The sequence below is a fragment of the Streptomyces auratus genome (genome assembly GCF_050433025.1).
Lineage (GTDB): Bacteria > Actinomycetota > Actinomycetes > Streptomycetales > Streptomycetaceae > Streptomyces > Streptomyces sioyaensis.
The window spans coordinates 983495-1008855 of record NZ_JBNGCB010000001.1 but is presented as its reverse complement, the minus strand read 5'-3'; the positions used below and the strand labels follow the sequence as shown (position 1 = coordinate 1008855).

17 protein-coding genes, 3 rRNA genes and 1 riboswitch are annotated in these 25361 nt (G+C 67.0%); of the genes, 15 read left to right on the top strand and 5 right to left on the bottom strand.

Going from position 1 to position 25361, the window contains the following annotated elements; genetic code table 11:
• Positions 1-40: 40 nt before the first annotated feature.
• A complete protein-coding gene (locus BKA18_RS04150; RefSeq protein ID WP_235450888.1) occupies positions 41-490 on the bottom strand; it encodes a PTS sugar transporter subunit IIA in 450 nt (149 codons plus the stop codon).
• Between the two features lie 592 nt (positions 491-1082).
• Between BKA18_RS04150 and BKA18_RS04145 the strand changes: the two genes are divergently transcribed.
• The 13 genes from BKA18_RS04145 (at position 1083) to BKA18_RS04085 (ending at position 16553) form a co-directional block, all read left to right on the top strand.
• A 16S ribosomal RNA gene (locus BKA18_RS04145) occupies positions 1083-2609 on the top strand.
• Positions 2610-2911: 302 nt separating this feature from the next.
• A 23S ribosomal RNA gene (locus tag BKA18_RS04140) occupies positions 2912-6033 on the top strand.
• 74 nt (positions 6034-6107) lie between these two features.
• Positions 6108-6224, top strand: a 5S ribosomal RNA gene (rrf, locus tag BKA18_RS04135).
• The 16S, 23S and 5S rRNA genes sit together here, the layout of an rRNA operon.
• A gap of 145 nt (positions 6225-6369) precedes the next feature.
• Positions 6370-6978: a cardiolipin synthase ClsA gene (gene clsA, locus BKA18_RS04130; RefSeq protein WP_093481936.1), complete on the top strand. Its 609-nt coding sequence runs from the start codon at positions 6370-6372 to the stop codon at positions 6976-6978.
• Positions 6979-7099: 121 nt separating this feature from the next.
• The gene (locus tag BKA18_RS04125; RefSeq protein ID WP_006606434.1) at positions 7100-9595 is read left to right on the top strand and encodes a mannose-1-phosphate guanyltransferase; all 2496 of its coding nucleotides are present in this window, start codon (positions 7100-7102) and stop codon (positions 9593-9595) included.
• 75 nt (positions 9596-9670) lie between these two features.
• The gene (locus BKA18_RS04120; protein WP_366048372.1) at positions 9671-10603 is read left to right on the top strand and encodes a DUF881 domain-containing protein; all 933 of its coding nucleotides are present in this window, start codon (positions 9671-9673) and stop codon (positions 10601-10603) included.
• Positions 10600-10932: a small basic family protein gene (locus BKA18_RS04115; RefSeq protein ID WP_003984969.1), complete on the top strand. Its 333-nt coding sequence runs from the start codon at positions 10600-10602 to the stop codon at positions 10930-10932. Before BKA18_RS04120 ends, BKA18_RS04115 begins: the two co-directional genes overlap by 4 nt.
• Before the next feature lie 5 nt (positions 10933-10937).
• Complete coding sequence (locus BKA18_RS04110) at positions 10938-11981, top strand: DUF881 domain-containing protein (RefSeq protein ID WP_366048371.1); 1044 nt, start codon at positions 10938-10940, stop codon at positions 11979-11981.
• A 118-nt stretch (positions 11982-12099) separates the two neighbouring features.
• Positions 12100-12948, top strand: coding sequence for an FHA domain-containing protein (locus BKA18_RS04105; protein WP_078568841.1), 849 nt, complete (start codon positions 12100-12102; stop codon positions 12946-12948).
• 17 nt (positions 12949-12965) lie between these two features.
• Positions 12966-13712, top strand: coding sequence for a transcriptional regulator FtsR (ftsR, locus tag BKA18_RS04100; RefSeq protein WP_093481931.1), 747 nt, complete (start codon positions 12966-12968; stop codon positions 13710-13712).
• 56 nt (positions 13713-13768) lie between these two features.
• Positions 13769-14242 carry a bifunctional nuclease family protein gene (locus BKA18_RS04095; RefSeq protein WP_006606439.1) on the top strand — a complete coding sequence of 158 codons (474 nt, stop codon included), beginning with the start codon at positions 13769-13771 and terminating at the stop codon, positions 14240-14242.
• A 187-nt stretch (positions 14243-14429) separates the two neighbouring features.
• Positions 14430-15035 (top strand): MerR family transcriptional regulator, encoded by a 606-nt coding sequence (locus BKA18_RS04090; RefSeq protein ID WP_006606440.1) that lies wholly within the window; start codon positions 14430-14432, stop codon positions 15033-15035.
• A gap of 66 nt (positions 15036-15101) precedes the next feature.
• A complete protein-coding gene (locus BKA18_RS04085) occupies positions 15102-16553 on the top strand; it encodes a DNA polymerase IV (protein ID WP_366048370.1) in 1452 nt (483 codons plus the stop codon).
• Here BKA18_RS04085 and BKA18_RS04080 read toward each other — a convergent pair.
• Positions 16460-16846 carry a PRC-barrel domain-containing protein gene (locus tag BKA18_RS04080; protein WP_173909917.1) on the bottom strand — a complete coding sequence of 129 codons (387 nt, stop codon included), beginning with the start codon at positions 16844-16846 and terminating at the stop codon, positions 16460-16462. The two genes, BKA18_RS04085 and BKA18_RS04080, sit on opposite strands and share 94 nt — an antisense overlap.
• A 114-nt stretch (positions 16847-16960) precedes the next feature.
• A riboswitch (glycine riboswitch) is annotated at positions 16961-17057 on the top strand.
• 188 nt (positions 17058-17245) lie between these two features.
• On the opposite strand from BKA18_RS04080, the gene gcvP reads away from it, so the two are divergent.
• Positions 17246-20131: an aminomethyl-transferring glycine dehydrogenase gene (gene gcvP, locus BKA18_RS04075; RefSeq protein WP_366048369.1), complete on the top strand. Its 2886-nt coding sequence runs from the start codon at positions 17246-17248 to the stop codon at positions 20129-20131.
• A gap of 76 nt (positions 20132-20207) precedes the next feature.
• Here the strand turns inward: gcvP and BKA18_RS04070 are convergent, their stop codons facing one another.
• Together BKA18_RS04070 and BKA18_RS04065 are read right to left on the bottom strand one after the other, a co-directional pair.
• Positions 20208-20402, bottom strand: coding sequence for a DUF5999 family protein (locus BKA18_RS04070; RefSeq protein WP_040901098.1), 195 nt, complete (start codon positions 20400-20402; stop codon positions 20208-20210).
• Between the two features lie 342 nt (positions 20403-20744).
• On the bottom strand, positions 20745-21332 hold the full coding sequence (locus BKA18_RS04065; protein WP_366048368.1) for a hypothetical protein: 588 nt from the start codon (positions 21330-21332) through the stop codon (positions 20745-20747).
• 566 nt (positions 21333-21898) lie between these two features.
• Here BKA18_RS04065 and BKA18_RS04060 point away from each other — a divergent pair.
• Positions 21899-23464 (top strand): glutamate-cysteine ligase family protein, encoded by a 1566-nt coding sequence (locus BKA18_RS04060; protein ID WP_366048367.1) that lies wholly within the window; start codon positions 21899-21901, stop codon positions 23462-23464.
• 37 nt (positions 23465-23501) lie between these two features.
• Here BKA18_RS04060 and BKA18_RS04055 read toward each other — a convergent pair whose 3' ends face one another.
• Complete coding sequence (locus tag BKA18_RS04055) at positions 23502-25280, bottom strand: substrate-binding domain-containing protein (protein WP_366048366.1); 1779 nt, start codon at positions 25278-25280, stop codon at positions 23502-23504.
• Positions 25281-25361: the final 81 nt, after the last annotated feature.

The window sequence follows — 25361 nt, the reverse complement described above, 5'->3', positions numbered from 1 at the left end:
CGCGATGGATGTCGTACCTGCCGTACGGGACGGCGCCCGGCTACTGCCAGGAGAAGAGCTGGTCGCCGGCCTTGACGTCGCCGTCTTCGCGGACCTCACCGAGCGAGTCCGCCGTGGCCTCCAGCGCGACAACCGGGCACACCGGCGACTTCCCGGCCTCCTCGACCGCCGCCGGGTTCCAGCGCACGACCTCCTGACCACGGGTGACGGTGTCGCCCTTGTTCACGAGCAGCTCAAACCCCTCACCGTTGAGCTGAACGGTGTCGATCCCCAGGTGGGTGAGTACGCCGTGCCCCTCGGCATCGACGACCACGAACGCATGCGGGTGCAGCGAGACCAGCACACCGTCCACGGGCGAAACCGCAGCAGACGGCTCACGAATCGGGTCGATGGCGGTACCGGGACCCACCATCGCTCCGGAGAACACCGGGTCGGGCACGGCCGCGAGTCCGATGGCGCGTCCGGCAAGAGGGGACGTCACGGTGGTCATGGGAAGCCTCCCAGGGGTGAAGATTCATCAGGCCGCCGTCACTACCTGTCCGGGACGGCGCACCGTTCAGAAGCGTAAGTCATAAGAACTGACTGTTCCGCATGAGAGACGCCAGAGTCGACCGCGAGTCCTGCCGAATCGATTTGCCTCGCCCACGGCAGAGCTGTACTGTCTGACATCTGCCCCGGACAGCCAGGACGCCATCAACCGCGTCCGGTTGAGGTGGGTGGCACTCCCAGCGTCTTGATCGCGACTCAAGAATTGCGCGCTTCTGCATGTCTGCAGAAAAGCAGCGGTTCGAAAGCCGGAAAAGGCCTGATAGAGTGTGAAACACCGAAGGGAAGCGCCCGGAGAAAACCCGAGAGGGAATCCAAAGGAAGCGTCCGTTCCTTGAGAACTCAACAGCGTGCCAAAAGTCAACGCCAGATATGTTGATACCCCGTCCACCTCGGTGGATGAGGTTCCTTTGAAAGTCCATCCCGCCCATGTGGTGCGGATGGCACACACAGCGAGGACGCTGTGAACGACCGGACCTATTCCGTCTGGTCGTTCCACTCTTCTCGTGTGTGTTTCACCCGATTACGGGTAAACATTCACGGAGAGTTTGATCCTGGCTCAGGACGAACGCTGGCGGCGTGCTTAACACATGCAAGTCGAACGATGAAGCCCTTCGGGGTGGATTAGTGGCGAACGGGTGAGTAACACGTGGGCAATCTGCCCTTCACTCTGGGACAAGCCCTGGAAACGGGGTCTAATACCGGATATGACACACGACCGCATGGTCTGTGTGTGGAAAGCTCCGGCGGTGAAGGATGAGCCCGCGGCCTATCAGCTTGTTGGTGGGGTGATGGCCTACCAAGGCGACGACGGGTAGCCGGCCTGAGAGGGCGACCGGCCACACTGGGACTGAGACACGGCCCAGACTCCTACGGGAGGCAGCAGTGGGGAATATTGCACAATGGGCGAAAGCCTGATGCAGCGACGCCGCGTGAGGGATGACGGCCTTCGGGTTGTAAACCTCTTTCAGCAGGGAAGAAGCGAAAGTGACGGTACCTGCAGAAGAAGCGCCGGCTAACTACGTGCCAGCAGCCGCGGTAATACGTAGGGCGCAAGCGTTGTCCGGAATTATTGGGCGTAAAGAGCTCGTAGGCGGCTTGTCACGTCGGATGTGAAAGCCCGGGGCTTAACCCCGGGTCTGCATTCGATACGGGCAGGCTAGAGTTCGGTAGGGGAGATCGGAATTCCTGGTGTAGCGGTGAAATGCGCAGATATCAGGAGGAACACCGGTGGCGAAGGCGGATCTCTGGGCCGATACTGACGCTGAGGAGCGAAAGCGTGGGGAGCGAACAGGATTAGATACCCTGGTAGTCCACGCCGTAAACGTTGGGAACTAGGTGTGGGCGACATTCCACGTCGTCCGTGCCGCAGCTAACGCATTAAGTTCCCCGCCTGGGGAGTACGGCCGCAAGGCTAAAACTCAAAGGAATTGACGGGGGCCCGCACAAGCAGCGGAGCATGTGGCTTAATTCGACGCAACGCGAAGAACCTTACCAAGGCTTGACATACACCGGAAAACCCTGGAGACAGGGTCCCCCTTGTGGTCGGTGTACAGGTGGTGCATGGCTGTCGTCAGCTCGTGTCGTGAGATGTTGGGTTAAGTCCCGCAACGAGCGCAACCCTTGTTCTGTGTTGCCAGCATGCCCTTCGGGGTGATGGGGACTCACAGGAGACTGCCGGGGTCAACTCGGAGGAAGGTGGGGACGACGTCAAGTCATCATGCCCCTTATGTCTTGGGCTGCACACGTGCTACAATGGCCGGTACAATGAGCTGCGATACCGCGAGGTGGAGCGAATCTCAAAAAGCCGGTCTCAGTTCGGATTGGGGTCTGCAACTCGACCCCATGAAGTCGGAGTTGCTAGTAATCGCAGATCAGCATTGCTGCGGTGAATACGTTCCCGGGCCTTGTACACACCGCCCGTCACGTCACGAAAGTCGGTAACACCCGAAGCCGGTGGCCCAACCCCTTGTGGGAGGGAATCGTCGAAGGTGGGACTGGCGATTGGGACGAAGTCGTAACAAGGTAGCCGTACCGGAAGGTGCGGCTGGATCACCTCCTTTCTAAGGAGCACTTCTTACCAACCTCTGGTTGGTCAGAGGCCAGTACATCGGCGAATGTCTGATGCTGGTTGCTCATGGGTGGAACGTTGACTATTCGGCGCACTTGGTTGGTTGTCACTAGTACTGCTTCGGCGTGGAACGTGGTGATGGATCGGGTGGGCCGGGCGCGCTGTTGGGTATCTGAGGGTACGGACTGTGGTCTGGACCTTCGTGATGCCGGCCCCAGTGAACTCAGCCTTCGGGTTGGGGTGGTGGGTGGCTGGTCGTTGCTTGAGAACTGCACAGTGGACGCGAGCATCTGTGGCCAAGTTTTTAAGGGCGCACGGTGGATGCCTTGGCACCAGGAACCGATGAAGGACGTGGGAGGCCACGATAGGCCCCGGGGAGCTGTCAACCAAGCTTTGATCCGGGGGTGTCCGAATGGGGAAACCCGGCAGTCGTCATGGGCTGTCACCCGCTGCTGAACACATAGGCAGTGTGGAGGGAACGCGGGGAAGTGAAACATCTCAGTACCCGCAGGAAGAGAAAACAACCGTGATTCCGGGAGTAGTGGCGAGCGAAACCGGATGAGGCCAAACCAGTCACGTGTGATACCCGGCAGGGGTTGCGTGGTTGGGGTTGTGGGATCTCTCTTCTGTTGTCTGCCGGCAACAGGACGAGTCAGAAACCGTTGATGTAGGCGAAGGACATGCGAAAGGTCCGGCGTAGAGGGTAAGACCCCCGTAGCTGAAACATTAGCGGCTCGTTTGAGAGACACCCAAGTAGCACGGGGCCCGAGAAATCCCGTGTGAATCTGGCGGGACCACCCGTTAAGCCTAAATATTCCCTGGTGACCGATAGCGGATAGTACCGTGAGGGAATGGTGAAAAGTACCGCGGGAGCGGAGTGAAATAGTACCTGAAACCGTGTGCCTACAAGCCGTGGGAGCGTCGCTGTGTGTGCTTGCACATGCAGTCGTGACTGCGTGCCTTTTGAAGAATGAGCCTGCGAGTTTGCGGTATGTTGCGAGGTTAACCCGTGTGGGGAAGCCGTAGCGAAAGCGAGTCCGAATAGGGCGTTGAGTAGCGTGCCCAAGACCCGAAGCGGAGTGATCTAGCCATGGGCAGGTTGAAGCGGAGGTAAGACTTCGTGGAGGACCGAACCCACCAGGGTTGAAAACCTGGGGGATGACCTGTGGTTAGGGGTGAAAGGCCAATCAAACTCCGTGATAGCTGGTTCTCCCCGAAATGCATTTAGGTGCAGCGTCGTGTGTTTCTTGCCGGAGGTAGAGCACTGGATAGGCGATGGGCCCTACCGGGTTACTGACCTTAGCCAAACTCCGAATGCCGGTAAGTGAGAGCGCGGCAGTGAGACTGTGGGGGATAAGCTCCATGGTCGAGAGGGAAACAGCCCAGAGCATCGACTAAGGCCCCTAAGCGTGTGCTAAGTGGGAAAGGATGTGGAGTCGCAGAGACAACCAGGAGGTTGGCTTAGAAGCAGCCACCCTTGAAAGAGTGCGTAATAGCTCACTGGTCAAGTGATTCCGCGCCGACAATGTAGCGGGGCTCAAGCACACCGCCGAAGTCGTGTCATTGCGATATTACCCCCAACGGGGATCGTGATGGGTAGGGGAGCGTCGTGTGCCGGGTGAAGCAGCCGCGGAAGCGAGTTGTGGACGGTTCACGAGTGAGAATGCAGGCATGAGTAGCGATACACACGTGGGAAACGTGTGCGCCGATTGACTAAGGGTTCCTGGGTCAAGCTGATCTGCCCAGGGTAAGTCGGGACCTAAGGCGAGGCCGACAGGCGTAGTCGATGGACAACCGGTTGATATTCCGGTACCCGCTTTGAAACGCCCAGTATCGAATCCATTAATGCTAAGGCCGTGAAGCCGGCCTGGAGTCTTCGGACAAAGGGACGTGGTGGAGCCGCCGATCCAAGGTGGTAGTAGGTAAGCGATGGGGTGACGCAGGAAGGTAGTCCAGCCCGGGCGGTGGTTGTCCCGGGGTAAGGGTGTAGGCCGTGTGGTAGGTAAATCCGTCACACGTTAAGGCTGAGACCTGATGCCGAGCCGATTGTGGTGAAGTGGATGATCCTATGCTGTCGAGAAAAGCCTCTAGCGAGTTTCATGGCGGCCCGTACCCTAAACCGACTCAGGTGGTCAGGTAGAGAATACCGAGGCGTTCGGGTGAACTATGGTTAAGGAACTCGGCAAAATGCCCCCGTAACTTCGGGAGAAGGGGGGCCATTTCCGGTGATGAGACTTGCTCTCTGAGCTGGGGGTGGCCGCAGAGACCAGCGAGAAGCGACTGTTTACTAAAAACACAGGTCCGTGCGAAGCCGTAAGGCGATGTATACGGACTGACGCCTGCCCGGTGCTGGAACGTTAAGGGGACCGGTTAGTCATGATTCGTCATGGCGAAGCTGAGAACTTAAGCGCCAGTAAACGGCGGTGGTAACTATAACCATCCTAAGGTAGCGAAATTCCTTGTCGGGTAAGTTCCGACCTGCACGAATGGCGTAACGACTTCTCGACTGTCTCAACCATAGGCCCGGTGAAATTGCATTACGAGTAAAGATGCTCGTTTCGCGCAGCAGGACGGAAAGACCCCGGGACCTTTACTATAGCTTGATATTGGTGTTCGGTTCGGCTTGTGTAGGATAGGTGGGAGACTTTGAAGCGGCCACGCCAGTGGTTGTGGAGTCATTGTTGAAATACCACTCTGGTCGTGCTGGATGTCTAACCTGGGTCCGTGATCCGGATCAGGGACAGTGTCTGGTGGGTAGTTTAACTGGGGCGGTTGCCTCCTAAAGAGTAACGGAGGCGCCCAAAGGTTCCCTCAGCCTGGTTGGCAATCAGGTGTTGAGTGTAAGTGCACAAGGGAGCTTGACTGTGAGACTGACGGGTCGAGCAGGTACGAAAGTAGGGACTAGTGATCCGGCGGTGGCTTGTGGAAGCGCCGTCGCTCAACGGATAAAAGGTACCCCGGGGATAACAGGCTGATCTTCCCCAAGAGTCCATATCGACGGGATGGTTTGGCACCTCGATGTCGGCTCGTCGCATCCTGGGGCTGGAGTCGGTCCCAAGGGTTGGGCTGTTCGCCCATTAAAGCGGTACGCGAGCTGGGTTTAGAACGTCGTGAGACAGTTCGGTCCCTATCCGCTGTGCGCGTAGGAGTCTTGAGAAGGGCTGTCCCTAGTACGAGAGGACCGGGACGGACGAACCTCTGGTGTGCCAGTTGTCCTGCCAAGGGCATGGCTGGTTGGCTACGTTCGGAAAGGATAACCGCTGAAAGCATCTAAGCGGGAAGCCTGCTTCGAGATGAGGACTCCCACCCCCTTGAGGGGTTAAGGCTCCCAGTAGACGACTGGGTTGATAGGCCAGATATGGAAGCGCCGTAAGGTGTGGAGTTGACTGGTACTAATAGGCCGAGGGCTTGTCCTCAGTTGCTCGCGTCCACTGTGTAGGTTCTGAAGTAACGACCTGTGTCATTGCCGGGTTGGTTAACTTCATAGTGTTTCGGTGGTCATAGCGTTAGGGAAACGCCCGGTTACATTCCGAACCCGGAAGCTAAGCCTTTCCGCGCCGATGGTACTGCAGGGGGGACCCTGTGGGAGAGTAGGACGCCGCCGAACAATTTTTGAAAAGCCCCGTGGGAACTTCGGTTACCACGGGGCTTTTTGTGTTTCCGTGATCTTGGGGACCCGCGGTACGGTGCGGCCGGCGAGGCAGGTAGGGTCAAGGGGCATCGTTGGTACATTTCCCCACAGGAGGCCTCGCGTGGAGGTCCAGGAGACGCGGGTCCAGACGGATCGTGTCCTCACCATCCCGAATATTCTGAGCATGGCTCGCCTCCTCGGCGTGCCGCTGTTCCTGTGGTTGGTCCTGTGGCCGGAATTCGGGGGTCCGAAGGTCGACGGCTGGGCGCTGCTGGTCCTGGCGCTGAGCGGCGTCAGTGACTACCTGGACGGCATGCTCGCCCGGCGCTGGAACCAGATCAGCAGCCTGGGCCGGATCCTCGACCCCGCCGCCGACCGCCTGTACATCCTTTCCACCCTGGTCGGTCTGACCTGGCGCGAGATCCTGCCGCTCTGGCTCACCGCGGCCCTGCTGGCACGGGAACTGATGCTGCTGATCGCGGTCGGATTCCTCGGACGCCACGGCTACGGGCCTCCCCAGGTGAACTTCCTGGGCAAAGCGGCTACGTTCAACTTGATGTACGCCTTCCCGTTGCTCCTGCTGAGCGACGGAAGCGGCTGGCTTCACACACTTGCTGCTGTTTTCGGATGGGCGTTCGCAGGATGGGGTACGGCGCTCTACTGGTGGGCAGGGATCCTCTACGTGGTCCAGGTCCGCCGACTCATCCGGGCGGACGCCACCGCCGACTGACCTCTCCGAAATGGCAGCTTGTGCCAAGAGCCGGCGCCCGTACGTGAAAGCAGCAACAGTGGGCGCTCTGGACAAGTGAAGTCGGCAAGACCGTCGTCTCTTAGAGGAGGACGCTTCCCACATGAAGGCCGTTGTGATGGCCGGCGGCGAAGGAACACGACTTCGCCCTATGACGTCCAGCATGCCCAAGCCCCTGCTTCCGGTCGCGAACCGGCCGATCATGGAGCATGTACTCAGGCTGCTGAAACGGCATGGTCTCAATGAGACCGTCGTGACCGTGCAATTCCTTGCCTCGCTCGTCAAGAACTATTTCGGCGACGGAGAAGAGCTCGGAATGGAGCTCACCTACGCGAATGAGGAAAAGCCGCTCGGCACCGCAGGCAGTGTGAAGAACGCCGAGGAAGCGCTCAAGGACGATGCCTTCCTCGTCATCTCCGGCGACGCCCTCACCGACTTCGATCTCACCGATCTGATCCGGTTCCACAAGGAAAAGGGCGCCCTCGTCACCGTCTGTCTCACTCGGGTCCCCAATCCGCTCGAGTTCGGCATCACCATCGTCGACGAGGCCGGCAAGGTCGAGCGTTTCCTGGAGAAACCCACCTGGGGCCAGGTCTTCTCGGACACCGTCAACACCGGCATCTACGTCATGGAGCCGGAGGTCTTCGACTACTTCGAACCCGATGTGCCGGTCGACTGGTCCGGAGATGTCTTTCCACAGCTCATGAAGGAAGGCAAGCCGATCTACGGCTATATCGCCGAGGGCTATTGGGAGGATGTCGGCACGCACGAGAGCTATGTGAAGGCTCAGGCCGATGTGCTCGAAGGCAAGGTCGACGTCGAAATCGACGGCTTCGAGATCTCGCCGGGCGTATGGGTCGCGGAGGGCGCGGAAGTGCACCCCGACGCGGTGCTGCGCGGTCCGCTCTACATCGGCGACTACGCCAAGATCGAGGCGGATGTGGAGCTTCGTGAGCACACCGTGGTCGGTTCCAATGTCGTCGTGAAAAGCGGCGCGTTCCTGCACCGCGCCGTCGTGCACGACAACGTCTACATCGGTCAGCAGAGCAATCTGCGCGGCTGTGTGATCGGCAAGAACACCGACATCATGCGGGCCTCCCGCATCGAGGACGGTGCCGTCATCGGCGACGAATGCCTGATCGGTGAAGAATCGATCGTGCAGGGGAACGTGCGGGTCTATCCGTTCAAGACCATCGAGGCCGGTGCGTTCGTCAACACCTCGGTGATCTGGGAATCCCGTGGCCAGGCGCATCTGTTCGGCGCCCGGGGGGTGTCCGGGATCCTCAACGTCGAGATCACGCCGGAGCTCGCCGTACGGCTCGCGGGCGCGTATGCCACCACGCTCAAGAAGGGCTCCACGGTCACCACCGCGCGTGACCACTCCCGAGGCGCCCGGGCACTCAAGCGTGCCGTGATTTCCGCGCTCCAGGCCAGCGCCATCGACGTACGTGACCTGGAGAACGTCCCGCTGCCGGTCGCCCGCCAGCAGACGGCCCGCGGCAGCGCCGGCGGCATCATGGTCCGTACGACGCCCGGCGTACCGGACTCCGTCGACATCATGTTCTTCGACGAGCGGGGCGCGGACCTCTCACAGGCCGGCCAGCGCAAGCTCGACCGGGTCTTCGCCCGCCAGGAGTACCGGCGAGCGTTCCCGGGCGAGATCGGTGACCTGATCTTCCCCGCCAGCGTCTTCGACTCCTATACCGGCTCCCTGCTGCGGGCCGTGGACACCACAGGCATCACCGACTCCGGGCTGAAGGTCGTCGTGGACGCCTCGAACGGCAGCGCCGGCCTGGTCCTGCCCAGCCTGCTGGGACGGCTCGGCGTCGACTCGCTGACGATCAACCCAGGGCTCGACGAATCCCGGCCGACCGAGACCGCCGACGCCCGGCGGGCCGGGCTCGTCCGGCTCGGCGAGATCGTGGCCTCGGCGCGGGCCGCCTTCGGAGTGCGCTTCGACCCCGTGGGCGAGCGGCTGTCCCTCGTGGACGAACGCGGCCGGATCATCGAGGACGACCGTGCCCTGCTGGTCATGCTGGATCTGATCGCGGCAGAACGGCGCACCGGCCGGGTGGCGCTGCCGGTGACCACGACCCGTATCGCCGAGCAGGTGGCGGCGTACCACGGGACGCAGGTGGAGTGGACGACGACCTCGCCCGACGATCTGACCCGTGTGGGGCGTGACGACGGCACGGTCTTCGGCGGGGACGGCATGGGCGGCTTCCTCATCCCCGAGTTCAGCAGCGTCTTCGACGGCGCGGCCGCGTTCGTCCGGCTGATCGGCCTGGTGGCCCGCACCCAGCTCACCCTGAGCCAGATCGACGCACGGATCCCGCGGGCGCACGTCCAGCGCCGTGACCTGGCCACCCCGTGGGCGGTCAAGGGACTGGTCATGCGGCACGTCGTCGAGGCGGCCGGCGACCGGGATGTGGACACCACCGACGGCGTCCGTGTCGTGGAGAGCGACGGCCGCTGGGTTCTGGTGCTGCCCGACCCCGCCGAGGCGGTCACCCACCTGTGGGCAGAGGGGCCGGATGACGCCTCCGCCCAGCAGCTGCTGGACGACTGGTCCGCAGTGGTGGACAGCGCAGGACGCTGACCCGGGCCCCACCGGCGCGCCGTGAACCGGCACGCCGGTGGGGCCATTGGGAGACTGTCCGACCGACGTGCGACGATGTGCGTCATGTCGCAGCAGCGCCCCGATCGGAGCAGCCCGAACGCGTCGTCCGCGCGCCCCGATGCGTCCATGTCGCTGCTGACCAACGTGATGGATCACAGCCTCGACGAGGGATATGCCGAGGCGGCCGCGCGGAAGTCGGAAACCGGAGTGCGTGGTCTGCCGCGTACCCTGCGCGCGAAGCTGGGTCTCGCCGCCGGTCTGGTGCTCGCCGCGGTCGTGGTGACGGTCGGGGCGGCGCAGGCGCAGATATCGGCACCGACGCTCGCCAAGGAGCGCGAAGAGCTGATCCACCGCATCCAGAAGGGCACCGGCGAGGCGGACCGGCAGCAGCACCGGGTCGACGCGCTGCGCGACGACGTCAGCAGGATGCAGCGCGAGGCGCTGAAGCAGCACGGCGCCGGCAAGGCCGAGCTGCTGGCGCTGCTGTCCGGTTCGACGCAGGTCACCGGGCCGGGGGTGAAGCTCGTCGTGGACGATGCCAAGGGCGCGGAGTCCAGCGGCGGCGGACCGCGCGAGAGCAGTGGTTTCTCGGACACCGGCCGGGTACGCGACAGGGATATGCAACGCGTGGTCAACGGCCTGTGGGCGTCCGGTGCGGAAGCCATCTCCGTCAACGGACAGCGGCTTACGTCACTCTCGGCGATCAGAGCCGCAGGAGACGCCATACTGGTCGACAACAAGCCGCTGGTGCCGCCGTACACGGTGCTGGCGGTGGGGGACGGGCAGCGGCTGAGCACCGCGTTCCAGGACAGCGCCGACGGTCAGTACCTGCATGTGCTGCAGGAGAACTACGGCGTGCGCACCAGGATTTCCGCGGAGAACGAGGTCACCCTGCCGCCCGCGCCCAGCTTGATCGTACGTACCGCAAAGCCGCAGGCCGGTGCCGCCAAGACGGACGGCGCCGACACAGGGAAGGGCACATCGTGATCGCCGTACTGGGCCTCATCGTGGGAGTCGTGGTCGGACTTGTCGTCCGCCCCGTGGTGCCGACGGTGGTCGAGCCCTACTTGCCGATCGCTGTCGTCGCGGCGCTGGATGCCGTGTTCGGCGGCCTGCGCGCGATGCTGGACGGCATCTTCGACGACAAGGTCTTCGTGGTCTCGTTCCTGTCGAACGTGGTCGTCGCCGCGCTGATCGTCTTCCTCGGCGACAAGTTGGGCGTCGGCGCCCAACTCTCCACGGGCGTCGTCGTGGTGCTGGGCATCCGGATCTTCTCCAACGCCGCCGCGATCCGTCGGCACGTCTTCAGGGCGTGAGACGGATGGCGACGGACGAGACCCCGCAGCCGGAGAAGAAGCCGGAGCAGCCGGAGACGGAGCAGGACCAGGGCCAGGACGAGAGCCAGGGTCAGAGCGAGGACCAGGGCCGGAGCCAGGAGCATGGCCAGGACCACGGCCGGAGTCAGGACCAGGGCCCGCCCGGCCGGCGGCCGATGCCGCCCGAGAGTCCGGGCGCCCCCGAGCGGGCGGAAGCCGATGAGGCGACCGAGGCTCAGGAACCGGACAGTACTGGACACAAGACGGACAAAGGGGCAGACTCCTCGACTCCGGAAGCGGTTGCGGAGGACGGGAGTGCAGCACGCCCGAAATCCGGTCGGGAGCGGCTCGTTGCGAGTCTGTGGCCGCCCCGCCTGACCCGGGCTCAACTGATCGTTGCGCTGCTGCTGTTCATTCTCGGCCTCGGCCTGGCGATTCAGGTACGTTCCACGAGTGACAGCAGTGCGCTGCGAGGTGCGCGCCAGGAGGACTTGGTGCGCATTCTGGACGAGCTGGACAACCGTTCCCAGCGGTTGACCGACGAACAGCGGCGACTGGAAGGGCAGAAGACCGAGCTGGCGAACAGCTCGGACCAGGCCGAGGAGGCCCGTAAACAGACCGTGGAGAAGGAACAGCAGCTGGGCGTGCTGGCCGGGACCGTCGCGGCGCAAGGGCCCGGCATCAACCTGACCATCGACGACCCGGCGCACTCCGTCGAGGCGGACAAGCTGCTGGACACCATCCAGGAGCTGCGGGCGGCCGGCGCCGAAGCCATCCAGGTCAACGATGTCCGGGTCGTCGCGAACACCTCTCTGTCGGACGTCCGCGGTGGCGTGGGGATCGACGGCAAGCGTGTCACCCAGCCGTACCGCTTCAAGGTGATCGGTAAGCCGGAGGATCTGGAACCGGCGCTGAACATCCCCGGCGGAGTGGTCCAGACTCTGGAAAAGGAGCAGGCCAAGGTGTCTGTGACCCGTGAAAAGAAGATCATTGTGGACGCCTTGCGAGAGGCGAAGCGGCCTGACTACGCTCGGTCGTCATCGCAGTGAGGCGTACAGGGATGTCGAGTGCCCGGCGAGGGCATGAGGTAGCGGGGGGTCGACGCACCGTGCGTGTGGTGTGTGGTGGAAACTGTCTGAAGGCCACGGACGTTCACAGGATGTCCGGATGGGCCGGTGTGTGCATCGAGGGTTCGTCCTGCCCCACGGGCGGGTCTGTTTCGTTCAAGGGGAATCGCCCGTGAAGTTGTTTGGAAAGCTGTTCGGCAAGAGCGCGCGCCAGGAGGGCGGCAGCGGCTCCGCGCGCCACCGCGCTCCGCGCCAACCCGACGAGAGCGGCGCTTCCGAGGACCGTCCGCTCTTCCGCGACGAGGTCAGCGGGCCGTCCGGGGGGCACGGCGCGGATTCTGTTGACCCCTCCGTGCCCGGCCGCATAGGTTCCCAGGAACCATCGGCCGCACGCACGGGTGGAGGGTCAGCCTTGCCGGTTTGTACGAGGTGTGGCAGCCGGAACGCTGAGGCGAGCCGGTTCTGCTCCAACTGTGGTGCGCCGCTGCGCGCGGGCGCTCAGCCCGAGCGGGCGTCCGAGACGACGTCGACCATCTCCATTTCGGGGCTGGAGGCCTACGACTCGGAGACGACGGGCCAGAACCTGTCGCCGTCGCTGTCCCCCGAGGCCCAGGCGGCCGTCGACGCCCTTCCTCTGGGATCGGCGCTGCTGGTCGTCCGCCGGGGTCCGAATTCGGGCAGCCGCTTCCTGCTGGACGGTGAGCTGACGACGGCGGGCCGGCATCCGCAGGGCGACATCTTCCTCGACGACGTGACGGTCTCGCGCCGGCATGTGGAATTCCGCCGGGGCCCGGACGGTCTCTTCACGGTCGCCGACGTCGGCAGCCTGAACGGCACCTACGTCAACCGTGAGCGGATCGACTCCGTCGTCCTCGCCAATGGCGACGAGGTCCAGATCGGCAAGTTCCGCCTGGTCTTCTACGCAAGCCAGCGAGGCGCCGGTATCTGACCGGCCGGGGAAGGCATATGCGCCATACACCGAAAGGCGGTGCCGGCCCGTCCGGCACCGCCTCCTCGGACGGTAAGCCGGTGAGCATCGGCACGGTGCTCACCCTGCTGCGCGAGGAGTTTCCCGAGGTCACCATCTCCAAGATTCGCTTCCTGGAGGCCGAGGGGCTGGTCGAGCCGAAGCGCACGCCTTCCGGATACCGCAAATTCACGCCGGCGGACGTGGAGCGGCTGGCGAACGTCCTGCGGATGCAGCGGGACCACTATCTGCCCCTGAAGGTCATCCGGGAGCATCTGGACGCCCTGGAGCGCGGCGAGCAGGTGCAGCTGCCGGCTCCGGCCACACCCTCGCGGGATCTCGTCGAGGGTGTCCACGACGCGGGCGCGGAGCGCCCTACGGCTGCCCGGATCGGCCGCGCCGAGCTGCTGGCCGCCGCGGAGGTGGACGAGGCGACGCTCGCCGACTGGGAGTCGTACGGACTCATCGTCTCCCATGCGGAGGGCGGATACGACATCGAGGCCGTCACGGTGGCCAAACTTGTCGCGGACCTGGGCCGTTTCGGTCTCGAACCGCGGCATCTGCGTGCGGTGAAGGCGGCTGCCGAGCGTGAGGCGGGCCTGGTCGAACAGGTCGTTGCACCCCTTCGGCGGCACCGTAACCCACAGACCAGAGCGCATGCCGAGGCGACCGCCAGGGAGCTGGCGACGCTGTCCGTACGGCTGCATGCAGCCCTCCTGCAGAGCGCCCTGCGGGTCCGGCTGTAGTGAGCAAACGAGTGCCCGACTACCCAAACCTGCCGGGCACGTCCTAGGGTTGCTGTGTGAACGAGCTCGACGTCGTGGGTGTCCGGGTGGAAATGCCTTCCAGCCAACCGATCGTGCTCCTGCGGGAGGTGGGAGGCGATCGTTACTTGCCCATTTGGATCGGGCCAGGGGAGGCCACCGCCATCGCTTTTGCCCAGCAGGGCATGGTCCCTGCCAGGCCGCTGACGCACGACCTTTTCAAGGACGTGCTCGAAGCGGTGGGCCAGGAACTGACGCAGGTCCGCATCACGGATCTGCGCGAGGGGGTTTTCTATGCCGAACTCGTCTTCGCGAGCGGAGTCGAGGTCAGCGCGCGTCCGTCCGACGCCATAGCGCTGGCGCTGCGCACCGGAACGCCGATCTTCGGTACCGACGGTGTGCTGGACGACGCGGGGATCGCCATCCCGGACGAGCAGGAGGACGAGGTGGAGAAGTTCCGCGAGTTCCTCGACCAGATCTCTCCCGAGGACTTCGGCACCAACAGCCAGTGATTTCGGCCGGTCGAACCGCCTGTTTCCGGCCAAACAATTAGCCGTTCCCCGTGCGGGGTCACGAGAAACCACTCGTAGGGTGATTATCACTCGGCGTGGCGAGCGCGGCGATCGTTGACGCACCCCGAGTGACTGCATACCGTCGATATGGCAGGTCCCGTCCGGGACGTGGAGGACGGAGGGCGGCGTGGCAATCACCGGCGACGGTATGGCGGCGGAAGGGGCGTTGCCGCTCCACTCGGGCGCGGCAGCGAACCATGCCCCGGCACCGGCCGCGGCGGTGTCGGGGGACTGCGAGGCGCAGAACATCGGCTATCGCGGCCCGACCGCCTGTGCGGCAGCGGGCATCACCTATCGGCAGCTCGACTACTGGGCGCGTACCGGCCTGGTGGAGCCGAGCATCCGGCCGGCGTACGGCTCCGGCACCCAGCGGCTCTACAGCTTCCGGGACGTCGTGGTTCTCAAGATCGTCAAGCGGCTGCTGGACACCGGGGTGTCGCTGCAGAACATCCGGACCGCCGTGCAGCATCTGCGGGCGCGGGGACTGGCGGATCTGACGCGGATGACGCTGATGAGCGATGGGGCGACCGTCTACGAGTGCACCTCGCCCGACCAGGTCGTGGATCTGCTCCAGGGCGGCCAGGGCGTCTTCGGGATCGCGGTGGGCGTGGTGTGGCGGGACGTGGAGGGTGCGCTGTCACAGCTCCACGGGGAGCGTGTGGACACCGGCGAGACGCTGGTCGGGAAGAACCCGCACGACGAGCTGGCGCGACGGCGCAACCGGGCCGGCTGAGCCCCCGGCGGTGAGCGCGGCCCGGCATCGGGCCGATTGTCAGTGGCATGGGGCAGCATCGGAGATGTGAGACCTGCGCCGACGATCCTGCATCTGGACATGGATGCGTTCTTCGCGGCCGCCGAACAGGCGGCCAAGCCGAGTCTGCGGGGAAAGCCCGTGGTCGTCGGCGGGATCGGGGCGCGCGGAGTGGTCTCCACGGCCTCCTACGAAGCCCGGGTGTTCGGCGTCCGCTCGGCGATGCCCACGGCCCAGGCGCGCCGGCTGTGCCCCAATGCCGCCTATCTGGCCCCTCGCTTCACGCTGTACCGCCAGGTGAGTGAGGCGGTGATGGAGCTGCTGCATGCGCTGTCACCGCTGGTGGAGCCGCTCAGCCTGGATGAGGCGTTCGTCGATCTGGAGGCCGGTGGGGTGCCGCCCCGGACCGAGGCCGTACGGGCCGTGGGGGAGCGGCTGCGGCGCGATATCCGGGTCACCACGGGGCTGACCGGCTCGGTGGGGCTCGCCGGGGCCAAGATGCTGGCGAAGATCGCGTCCGAGGCGGCCAAGCCGGACGGGCTGGTGGTCATCGAGCCCGGCACCGAGCGGGAGCTGCTGGGCCCGATGACGGTGCGGACGCTGCCCGGGGTGGGCCCGGCGACGGCCGAGACGCTGCGCCGGGCCGGGATCCACACCGTCGCGGAGACCGCGGAGGCCGGCGAGGCCGAGCTGGTGCGGCTGCTGGGCAGGGCGCACGGCGCCGGGCTCTACGCCATGGCGCTGGGCCGGGACGACCGCCCGGTGGTGGCCGAGCGGGACGCGAAGTCCATCTCGGTCGAGGACACCTTCGAGGTCGACCTGACCGACCGTGCGCGGGTGCGCAGCGAGGTGCTGCGGCTGGCCGACCGCTGCGTACAGCGGCTGCGGGCGGCAGGGCGCTCCGGGCGGACGGTGGTGATCAAGGTGCGGAACTACGACTTCTCGACGCTGACCCGCTCCGACACGCTCCGGGGGCCCACCGACGACCCTGCGGTGATCCGGGAGGCCGCCGTACGGCTGCTGGAGACGGTGGACACCACCGGCGGCGTCCGACTGCTGGGTGTGGGGGTCAGCGGGCTGGCGGACTTCACGCAGGAAGACCTGTTCGCCCAGGTGGCGACGGAGCGGGAGGCGGCGGAGACCGCGAAGGCGGCGGAGGCGGACGGTGGCGGGGCGCAGGTGCCGGAAGCCGGGGAGGAGCTGCCGAGGCGCTGGCACCCGGGCCTGGACGTCGTGCACGACGAGTACGGTGCCGGCTGGGTGCAGGGGAGCGGGGTGGGGAGAGTGACCATCCGCTTCGAAACGCCGTGGTCCGCACCGGGAAGGGTGCGGACCTTTGCTGTCGAGGACCCGGCGCTGCGGCCGGGGGAGCCCCTGCCGCTGGTGGGCGGGGGGCCGGCGGATGCTCAGTCGTCCGAGCCGGCGATCTTGCCGAAGTCGCTGTCGCCGGAACCGGGCGAGGACACCGGATCGGTGGGGGAGGAGATATCCAAGCGGTAGTGGTGGTAGAGCTGGAGCTCTTGCTCGGGGGAGAGATGGCGGCCCACGCCGAAGTCCGGCGCGTCCTTGATCAGCTTGCGGTCGTAGGGAATGTGCAGGCCCTCACCGACCATTTTGCTGGGCTCGAGGGGGACGAACGCGTCCCGGCTGAAAAGTCCGGTGCGCACGGCCGCCCACTCCGGTTCCCCCGTCGCGTCGTCGAGATAGACCTCGTCGATCGTGCCTATTTTCGCGCCGTTCCGGTCGAACGCTTTGCGGCCGATCAGGCTCCGGGGATCGATATCGGTTTGCACGGCCCCTCCAATTGGTCGCAACTGCCCTGTGACAACTACCAAACGGCACATTTCATGCCCCGGCCACTCGAAGGATCCCTCGAGTGCTGCGCTGGTAGGCTGGCGAATGGCCGTAGACCCCGTGCGGGAGAGTCCTTGTCGTTCGCGACCAGGGCGCCGAAGGAGCAAATCCTCCCCGGAATCTCTCAGGCACACGTACCGCATGGACGAGGTCACTCTGGAAAGTAGGGCGGGCCGCGGAAGGCACAGCTCCGGGACCCCTCCTCACCGACGGTGAAAGCCGGGCCGCCTCGCGCGGGCCGGTGAAGCTCTCAGGTTGAGATGACAGAGGGGGAGGCCGTCCGGGCACCCGCGCCGTGGTGCCCCTCGTAGGTCGCACCGACCAGGAGGCCCCCGCAGATGACCACCAATCGCATCTCCTTGACCGAGCTGGAAAGCGGCACCCCCTTCGCGCGCCGGCACATCGGTCCCGACCACGAGGCGCAGGCGAAGATGCTCGCGCAGGTCGGTTTCGGTTCGCTGGACGAACTGACCGCCACCGCCGTACCCGACGTGATCAAGAGCGCGGAGGCGCTCGGCCTGCCGCAGGCCCGTACCGAGGCCGAGGTCCTGGCGGAGCTGCGCGGCCTCGCGGACCGTAACCAAGTGCTGTCGTCCATGATCGGACTCGGCTACTACGGCACGTTCACCCCGACGGTGATCCTGCGGAACGTCATGGAGAACCCGGCCTGGTACACCGCGTACACGCCCTACCAGCCGGAGATCTCGCAGGGCCGCCTGGAGGCGCTGCTGAACTTCCAGACCATGGTCGCCGAGCTGACCGGGCTGCCCACCTCCGGAGCCTCCCTCCTGGACGAGGGCACCGCCGCGGCCGAGGCCATGGCGCTGTCCCGCCGGGTCGGCAAGGTCAAGCAGGGCGTCTTCCTGGTCGACGCCGACTGTCTGCCGCAGACCATCGCCGTGATCGAGACCCGCGCCGAGCCGACCGGCGTGGAGGTCGTCGTCGCCGACCTGAGCGCGGGGATTCCCGCCGAGGTCGCCGAGCGCGGCGTCTTCGGCGTGCTGCTGCAGTACCCGGGCGCCTCCGGCGCGGTCCGCGACCCGCGTGCCGTCATCGAGCAGGCTCACGAGCTGGGCGCGATCGTCACCGTCGCCGCCGATCTGCTGGCCCTGACGCTGCTGGCCTCGCCCGGCGAGCTCGGCGCGGACATCGCGGTCGGCACCACCCAGCGCTTCGGCGTCCCGATGGGCTTCGGCGGCCCGCACGCCGGCTTCATGGCCGTACGTGACCAGTTCGCCCGCAGCCTGCCCGGCCGCCTGGTGGGCGTCTCCGTCGACGCCGACGGCAGCAAGGCCTACCGCCTCGCGCTGCAGACCCGTGAGCAGCACATCCGCCGCGAGAAGGCCACCAGCAACATCTGCACCGCGCAGGTGCTGCTCGCCGTCATGGCCGGGATGTACGCCGTCTACCACGGCCCCGAGGGCCTGCGGACCATCGCCCGGCGCACCCACCGCTACGCGGCGATCCTCGCCGAGGGCCTGCGGGCCGGCGGCGTGGAGATCGTGCACGGTGCGTACTTCGACACGCTGACCGCGCGGGTGCCCGGCCGGGCGGCCGAGGTCGTCGCCGCCGCCCGGGAGGCCGGTGTCAACCTCCGGCAGGTCGACGCCGACCTGGTCGGTATCGCCTGCGACGAGACCACCGGACGCGCCGAGCTGGCCGGTGTCTGGGCTGCCTTCGGCGTGCAGGGCGACATCGAGCAGCTGGACGCGGCCGTCGCCGAAGCGCTGCCGCAGACGCTGCTGCGCGGCGACGACTACCTCAGCCACCCGGTGTTCCACCAGTACCGCTCCGAGACGGCGATGCTGCGCTATCTGCGCACCCTCGCCGACAAGGACTACGCGCTGGACCGCGGCATGATCCCGCTCGGCTCCTGCACGATGAAGCTGAACGCCACCACGGAGATGGAGCCGGTCACCTGGCCCGCCTTCGGCCAGCTGCACCCGTTCGCGCCCGCCGACCAGGCCGAGGGCTACCTCACGCTCATCCAGGAGCTGGAGGAGCGGCTGGCCGTCGTCACCGGCTACGACAAGGTCTCCCTCCAGCCGAATGCCGGATCGCAGGGCGAGCTGGCGGGCCTGCTGGCCGTCCGTGCCTACCACCGCGCCAACGGCGACGAGCAGCGCACGGTCTGCCTGATCCCGTCCTCGGCGCACGGCACCAACGCCGCCAGCGCGGTGATGGCCGGTATGAAGGTCGTCGTCGTCAAGACCGGTGAGGACGGCGAGGTCGACGCCGACGATCTGCACGCCAAGATCGACAAGCACCGGGACGAGCTCGCGGTGCTGATGGTGACCTACCCCTCCACGCACGGTGTTTTCGAGGAGCACATCACCCAGATCTGTGCGACGGTGCACGACGCCGGCGGCCAGGTCTACGTCGACGGCGCCAACCTCAATGCGCTGGTCGGCCTCGCCGAGCCCGGAAAGTTCGGCGGCGACGTCTCGCACCTCAACCTGCACAAGACCTTCTGCATCCCGCACGGCGGCGGTGGCCCCGGCGTCGGCCCGGTCGGCGTCCGCGCCCACCTGGCGCCGTATCTGCCCAACCACCCGCTGCAGCCCGCCGCGGGCCCCGAGACGGGCGTCGGGCCGATCTCCGCGGCTCCCTGGGGCTCGGCCGGCATCCTGCCGATCTCCTGGGCGTACGTGCGGCTGATGGGCGGCGAGGGCCTCAAGCGCGCCACCCAGGTCGCGGTCCTGAGCGCCAACTACATCGCCAAGCGGCTGGAGGCGCACTACCCGGTGCTCTACACCGGCCCCGGCGGCCTGGTCGCCCACGAGTGCATCATCGACGTCCGGCCGCTGACCAAGGCGACCGGCGTGAGCATCGACGACGTCGCCAAGCGGCTGATCGACTACGGCTTCCACGCGCCGACGATGTCGTTCCCCGTGGCCGGCACGCTGATGATCGAGCCGACCGAGAGCGAGGACCTCGACGAGCTGGACCGCTTCTGCGACGCGATGATCGCCATCCGGGCGGAGATCGAGAAGGTCGGCTCGGGGGAGTGGGACAAGGACGACAACCCGCTGCGCAATGCCCCGCACACCGCGGCCGCGCTCGGTGGCGACTGGGCGCACCCGTACACCCGCGAGGAGGCCGTCTTCCCGGCCGGCGTCGACGCCGCGGAGAAGTACTGGCCGCCGGTGCGCCGCATCGACGGTGCCTTCGGTGACCGGAACCTCGTCTGCTCCTGCCCGCCGCTGGACGAGTACGACAGCTGATATCGGCGAACAGCATCAAGGGCCCTCGGCAGGTGTGCCGGGGGCCCTGGTGTTTCGCGTTCCGGGCGGCCGCAGGTCAGGCGGCGGCGGTGGCCCGGGCCCGGTGCGGGGCGATGACCTGCCCGTTCGGTAGCAGTTCACCGGTGTCCTCGAAGAGCAGGACGCCATTGCAGAGCAGGCTCCAGCCCTGCTCCGGGTGGTGCGCCACGAGATGTGCGGCCTCCCGGTCGGTGGAATCTGCTGACGGGCAGGGCGGTTGGTGCTGACACATGGAAGTTGTCTTTCGCTGCGGTGTGGTGAACGTCGTCGTGCGGCGCGATGAGGTGTTCATGGCCGCTCCCCCGTTTCCTTCGGTCGGTCCCAGTGTTGCCCCACGGAGGGGATTCCGCAGGGATTTCGCAGCAGCGGTACTCACTCGATACTGACGCGTCACCCGTGCGGGCGGTTGCTCTCAATTGCACTCCTTCCCAAGAGGATTGGGAGTGGCATCCCTGGGCTAGTCCGCGTGGGTGAGCGCGACAGCGTGCCCCGTGGCCGGAAGGGGCCACGGGGCATGGACCGGCGGGACGGCGGGCGCCGGTTTTCCGCGTGCGGGCGGGGCCAGTGCGGTGTATCAGGCGGGTTCGCGCAGGAGCGGGGCCGGGGCGAGCCGCAGGGCGAGCCGGGGGAGCAGATCGGCGAGGCGCTGCGGGCGGTGCGCGGCGATCCCCGGCGGGGCGGGCGCCAGCGGCACCAGCAGGTCACCGGCCGCGGGCAGTCCCTCGGCGCCGTCGGAGGCGGTGTCGTGATGCAGCCACAGGGTGAGCATGTACAGCTCGGGGACGGACAGCAGCCGCGGCTGGAGGGGCGTGGTGAGCGCCTCGGCCTGGGCGAGGGCCTGCTCGGTCGCGGCGACGTAGGGGCCGCCGCAGAAGCGCGCGAAGGTCCAGCCGTCGGCAGTGAGCCGGGCCTCGGCGGTCGCCACGGCACGCTCTCCGCCGCGGACCAGGAACCGCCAGCCCACCAAATGGGTGTGCGGGGTGCCGCCGGGTCGGCTGATGTCGTCCCAGACGTGCACCGGCAGCGGGTGATCGGGGCTGAGCGGCCCCTGATGGGTGCGGAGTGCGGAGACCGGGGCCTCGCGGACCGCGCCGGGAGAGCCGAGGGCGGCGAGGACGCTGCGCAGGGCGGGCGCAGGGGCAGGGGCAAGGAGCAGCGGCATGATGGGTCGCCTCTCACTTCGAGACACGGTGCGGCGCGGCGGGTGCAGACGGCGCTGTCTGCGGGCGGGGTCAGAGCGTGGACGGCCGGGGCTGCGGCGCGGCGGGGTCAACCGCTGGGCCCCCGTGGCGGTGGAAACACCGGGACACTGGGCGCCAAGTCTCTGCCTCGTAAGCGGAGTTTATACGACGTATGTTCTGAAAGAGTTTCGGCTACCGGCCTTGCGGATTTTCGGCAAGGTGAAATCCAGACCCCTGCGCGAGGTGTTTTCCGCCGCTTTGTGCAGCGGATTTCTGAGGCCACCTCGTATTCCCTGACCGACGCGGTAGGCCGGATCTCGCCGGTGATTCTCACCGGAGAAATGCGGGGGGCGAGGACCGCCGAGATATGCCTGTGGGGCATGCCGGAGGCTGCACCACTTCGAGCCTATCGGCAGCCGCCCGTCCCCGACGCGTTATCGATCAGATTGCCGGGGCATCATCGACCGTAGCGCGAGCCCCGACGGTGTCGGGGACGGCCCCAAGCAGCCCGTGGTAGCGGGCCGTTCACTCGAGGAAGGACCCTTCGATGGGGGAGAAGGTCGCCGCGGACGGGATCGACCTGGCGGACCGGGAGCGTTATCGAAGAAAGCTTCACGAGTGCCTTGAGGGATTGCAGAGGCTCCTGCGCGAGAAGCGATTCGACCGTCCCAGGAATCTCATGGGGCTGGAGATCGAACTCAATCTCGCCGGCGCCGACGGGCTGCCCCGCATGATGAACTCTCAAGTTCTTGAACGCATCGCCAGCGGTGATTTCCAGACGGAACTCGCCCAGTGCAACCTTGAGGTCAACATCCTCCCGCACCGTTTGAGCGGCCGGGTGCTGGACCAGCTCGCCGAGGAACTCCGTACGGGTCTCGGCTATGCGGAACGAAAGGCCCGCGAGGTCGCCGCCAGGATCGTGATGATCGGTATTCTGCCGACCCTGCACGCCAATGACCTGACGGCCGCCAGCCTCTCCGAGAACGACCGCTACGTCCTGCTCAACGACCAGATGCGGGCGGCCCGGGGGGAGGATTTTGCGCTCGACATCCGGGGCGTGGAGCATCTGGTCTCCCGCTCGCCCTCGATCGCGCCGGAAGCCGCCTGTACGTCGGTCCAGTTGCACCTCCAGGTGACGCCGGGCCGCTTCGCCGCCGTCTGGAACGCGGCGCAGGCCATCGCCGCGGTGCAGGTGGCGGTCGGTGCGAACTCGCCGTTCCTCTTCGGCCGGGAGCTGTGGCGGGAGTCCCGGCCGCCGGTGTTCCAGCAGGCCACCGATACCCGCTCGCCGGAGTTGCAGGCCCAGGGGGTGCGCCCCCGTACCTGGTTCGGCGAGCGCTGGGTCGACTCCGCGTACGACCTCTTCGAGGAGAACGTGCGCTACTTCCCGCCGCTGCTGCCGGTGTGTGCGCCGCAGGAACCGTTGCGGGTCCTCGATGAGGGCGGGGTGCCCGACCTCGCGGAACTGACGCTGCACAACGGCACCGTCTACCGCTGGAACCGCCCCGTCTACGCGGTCGCCGACGGCGTCGCGCACCTCAGGGTCGAGAACCGGGTGCTGCCGGCCGGTCCCACCGTCGACGATGTCATCGCCAACACCGCCTTCTACTACGGCCTGGTGCGGGCCCTGGCCGAGGCGCCGCGCCCGGTGTGGAGCCGGCTTCCGTTCGCCGCCGCGGCCCGCAACTTCGACGCCGCCTGCCGGTACGGAATCGACGCCACCCTGGCCTGGCCGCGTCCCGGGCGGTCCGGCGGACTCGCCGACGTCCCGGCCGTACGGCTGGTACGCAAGGAGCTGCTGCCGCTGGCGGCCCGGGGACTGGACGCCTGGGGGGTGGAGCCGGCCGACCGTGACCACTATCTCGGCATCATCGAGGAGCGCTGCCGGCGACGGGTGAACGGGGCGTCGTGGCAGGCCGCGGCCTTCCATCATGCCCGGCGTCAGGGACTGGACCGGGATGCCGCGCTCGCCGCGATGACCCGGCGCTACGGCGAGCTGATGCACGCCGGGGCACCGGTGCACACCTGGCCGGTCGCCTGGGCGGTCGGCGGGCGGTCCGCCGTACCGGGGCAGCGGCAGGCGGCGACCGAGGCGGCGACCGAGGGGGCGTAGCGGAGCGCCGTAGTGGAGCGGGGGGAGCGCGGGGTGCTCAGCGGGGGCCCTTGCCGCCCGCTGTGATGATGGCCTTGAGGAGCACCCGGTGGAGCTGCGACGGGTCGTCGACCCGGTGTGCCGAGCCGCCGGTCGGTGCCACGATGCGGTCCAGCGCGGAGGTGTCGGCGTCCGGGCCGAGCGCGAGGGCGATGAGCGGCACCGGCCGCTTGGGGTCGGCCAGTTCCGTCAGCCGGGCGACCAGGCCGTCGAGACCGACGCTGCCGGCGTCCTCGTTGGCGCTGTCGGTGACGAGGACCAGCGCGTTGAACTTCCCGCTCGCATACGTCGTGCGGGCCTTCTCGTACGCGGCGAGCGTGGTGTCGTAGAGGCCGGCGCCGCTGCGGGCCTCCGGGGTCAGTGCGTCGAGCGCGGCGGTGAGCGCGTCCCGGTGGGTGGCGCCGTCCGTGTCCCGGTCGCCCAGGCGGGCGGTGGGCGCCACCTCGGCATAGTCCCGGGGGCCGTCCAGGAAGGTGGCGAACTTCCACAGCCCGAACTCGTCGTCGGGCGTGCAGGTGGCCAGCGCCTGGAACAGGGAATTCTTGGCGAGTTGCATCCGGGTCCGCCCGCCTTGGCTCGCTACCGGGGTGCCCATCGACGCCGAGGCGTCCACGACCGTGGTGAGCCGGGTGCTCTGCACGGTGATCGTCCACATGCCCATGAGCGCCTGGAGTTCCCGGACCGTCGGCGGATCGGCGGGGCCGGCGGCAAAGGGCTGGGGCGCGCGGCCGCCGGCGGTGCGGATCACCCTGGCGTCTGCCCGTCCGTTGCCGTCCCGGAAGCCGTGGGCGCGCAGGATGCGCTGTCCGGCGGCCTCGCCCAGCAGCGTCATGAAGCGGTTGGCGGCGCGGGTCTGCTCGGGTCTCATCTCCTCGTCGTCGACCAGGACGTACGGGTAGTCGAGGCGGGCCGCACCGTCCTGCGGATAGAAGAGGTCGAGGGAGGGCCCGCTGCCCGACTCGATGTTGTGGGCGTACGCCGCCTGCTCGGACAGCAGCAGCGCCCGGTTGCGGCTCGGATTGTCCCGGGCCGCACCGGAGTCGTCCTTCGGCAGGGTGGCCGTCACGCCTCTGTCGCCGTCCGCGACCCGCTGGTGGAGGAGCTTTGCCGCCGCGGCGGTGCGGGTCTCGGCATCGTCGCCCTCCTTGCCGCCGGTGGCGCTGGTGCGGGCCAGCGCGAGCAGCCCGGTGGCGCTGCGGGCCGGGTCGGCCATGCCCAGCCGCAGCGCGCCGGACGAGGTCGCGGCGCGGGTCAGCTCCGCCCAGCGGTACGTCTTGGCCGGCCAGCCCAGCGACGTGGCGGCCGTGGGGACGGCGCCCAGCACGATCGGGGACGAGGCGATGGTGCCGGCGGTGGTCAGGGGGGTGCCGCGCTCGGCGCCGACGCGATCCGTCCACAGGCTGGAATCCGGTATCCAGACCTGGAATTCGGGGTCGGCCGGCCGCTGTCCGAAGGCGTCGGCGAGGTCAGCGGCGGCGCGCGCGGTGATCCGGACGTCCAGACATTTGCCGTCGGTGCGTATCGCACCGTCGCGGGCCGTCCGGGCGACCGCTTCGAGCGCCGGGGCGATATCGGGCGCGGCGGCCACATCGAGCCGCGTCGAGTTGCCGTCGCACGGCCCCCCGAACGGGAGCAGACCGCTGCGCAGTGCCACGACCGAGCCCGCCACTACGGCGAGCGCGAGACCGGTGGCGAGGACGAGAGTGCGCCGGCGGGCCGGGGGACGGGACCCCGTGATCGCCGGTGCGGAGCCGTCGGGCAAGCTGTGTCGTCCCATTGCGGTAGCGCCTCTCCTGCTCGGGGCTCGATCGGCATTCGATGGGGAGAGGGCGGAGCGCGCCATGCGGAGGGCGCGCTT

Excerpts from the sequence above, each read along its gene's own strand:
- gcvP (WP_366048369.1), top strand. The coding sequence starts at position 17,246 with ATGACCACCAATCGCATCTCCTTGACCGAGCTGGAAAGCGGCACCCCC.
- BKA18_RS04060 (WP_366048367.1), top strand. The coding sequence starts at position 21,899 with ATGGGGGAGAAGGTCGCCGCGGACGGGATCGACCTGGCGGACCGGGAG.
- BKA18_RS04110 (WP_366048371.1), top strand. The coding sequence starts at position 10,938 with ATGGCGACGGACGAGACCCCGCAGCCGGAGAAGAAGCCGGAGCAGCCG.
- BKA18_RS04105 (WP_078568841.1), top strand. The coding sequence starts at position 12,100 with ATGGGCCGGTGTGTGCATCGAGGGTTCGTCCTGCCCCACGGGCGGGTC.
- BKA18_RS04065 (WP_366048368.1), bottom strand. The coding sequence starts at position 21,332 with ATGCCGCTGCTCCTTGCCCCTGCCCCTGCGCCCGCCCTGCGCAGCGTC.
- BKA18_RS04070 (WP_040901098.1), bottom strand. The coding sequence starts at position 20,402 with ATGTGTCAGCACCAACCGCCCTGCCCGTCAGCAGATTCCACCGACCGG.
- BKA18_RS04125 (WP_006606434.1), top strand. The coding sequence starts at position 7,100 with ATGAAGGCCGTTGTGATGGCCGGCGGCGAAGGAACACGACTTCGCCCT.
- BKA18_RS04120 (WP_366048372.1), top strand. The coding sequence starts at position 9,671 with ATGTGCGTCATGTCGCAGCAGCGCCCCGATCGGAGCAGCCCGAACGCG.
- BKA18_RS04150 (WP_235450888.1), bottom strand. The coding sequence starts at position 490 with ATGACCACCGTGACGTCCCCTCTTGCCGGACGCGCCATCGGACTCGCG.
- ftsR (WP_093481931.1), top strand. The coding sequence starts at position 12,966 with ATGCGCCATACACCGAAAGGCGGTGCCGGCCCGTCCGGCACCGCCTCC.
- BKA18_RS04055 (WP_366048366.1), bottom strand. The coding sequence starts at position 25,280 with ATGGGACGACACAGCTTGCCCGACGGCTCCGCACCGGCGATCACGGGG.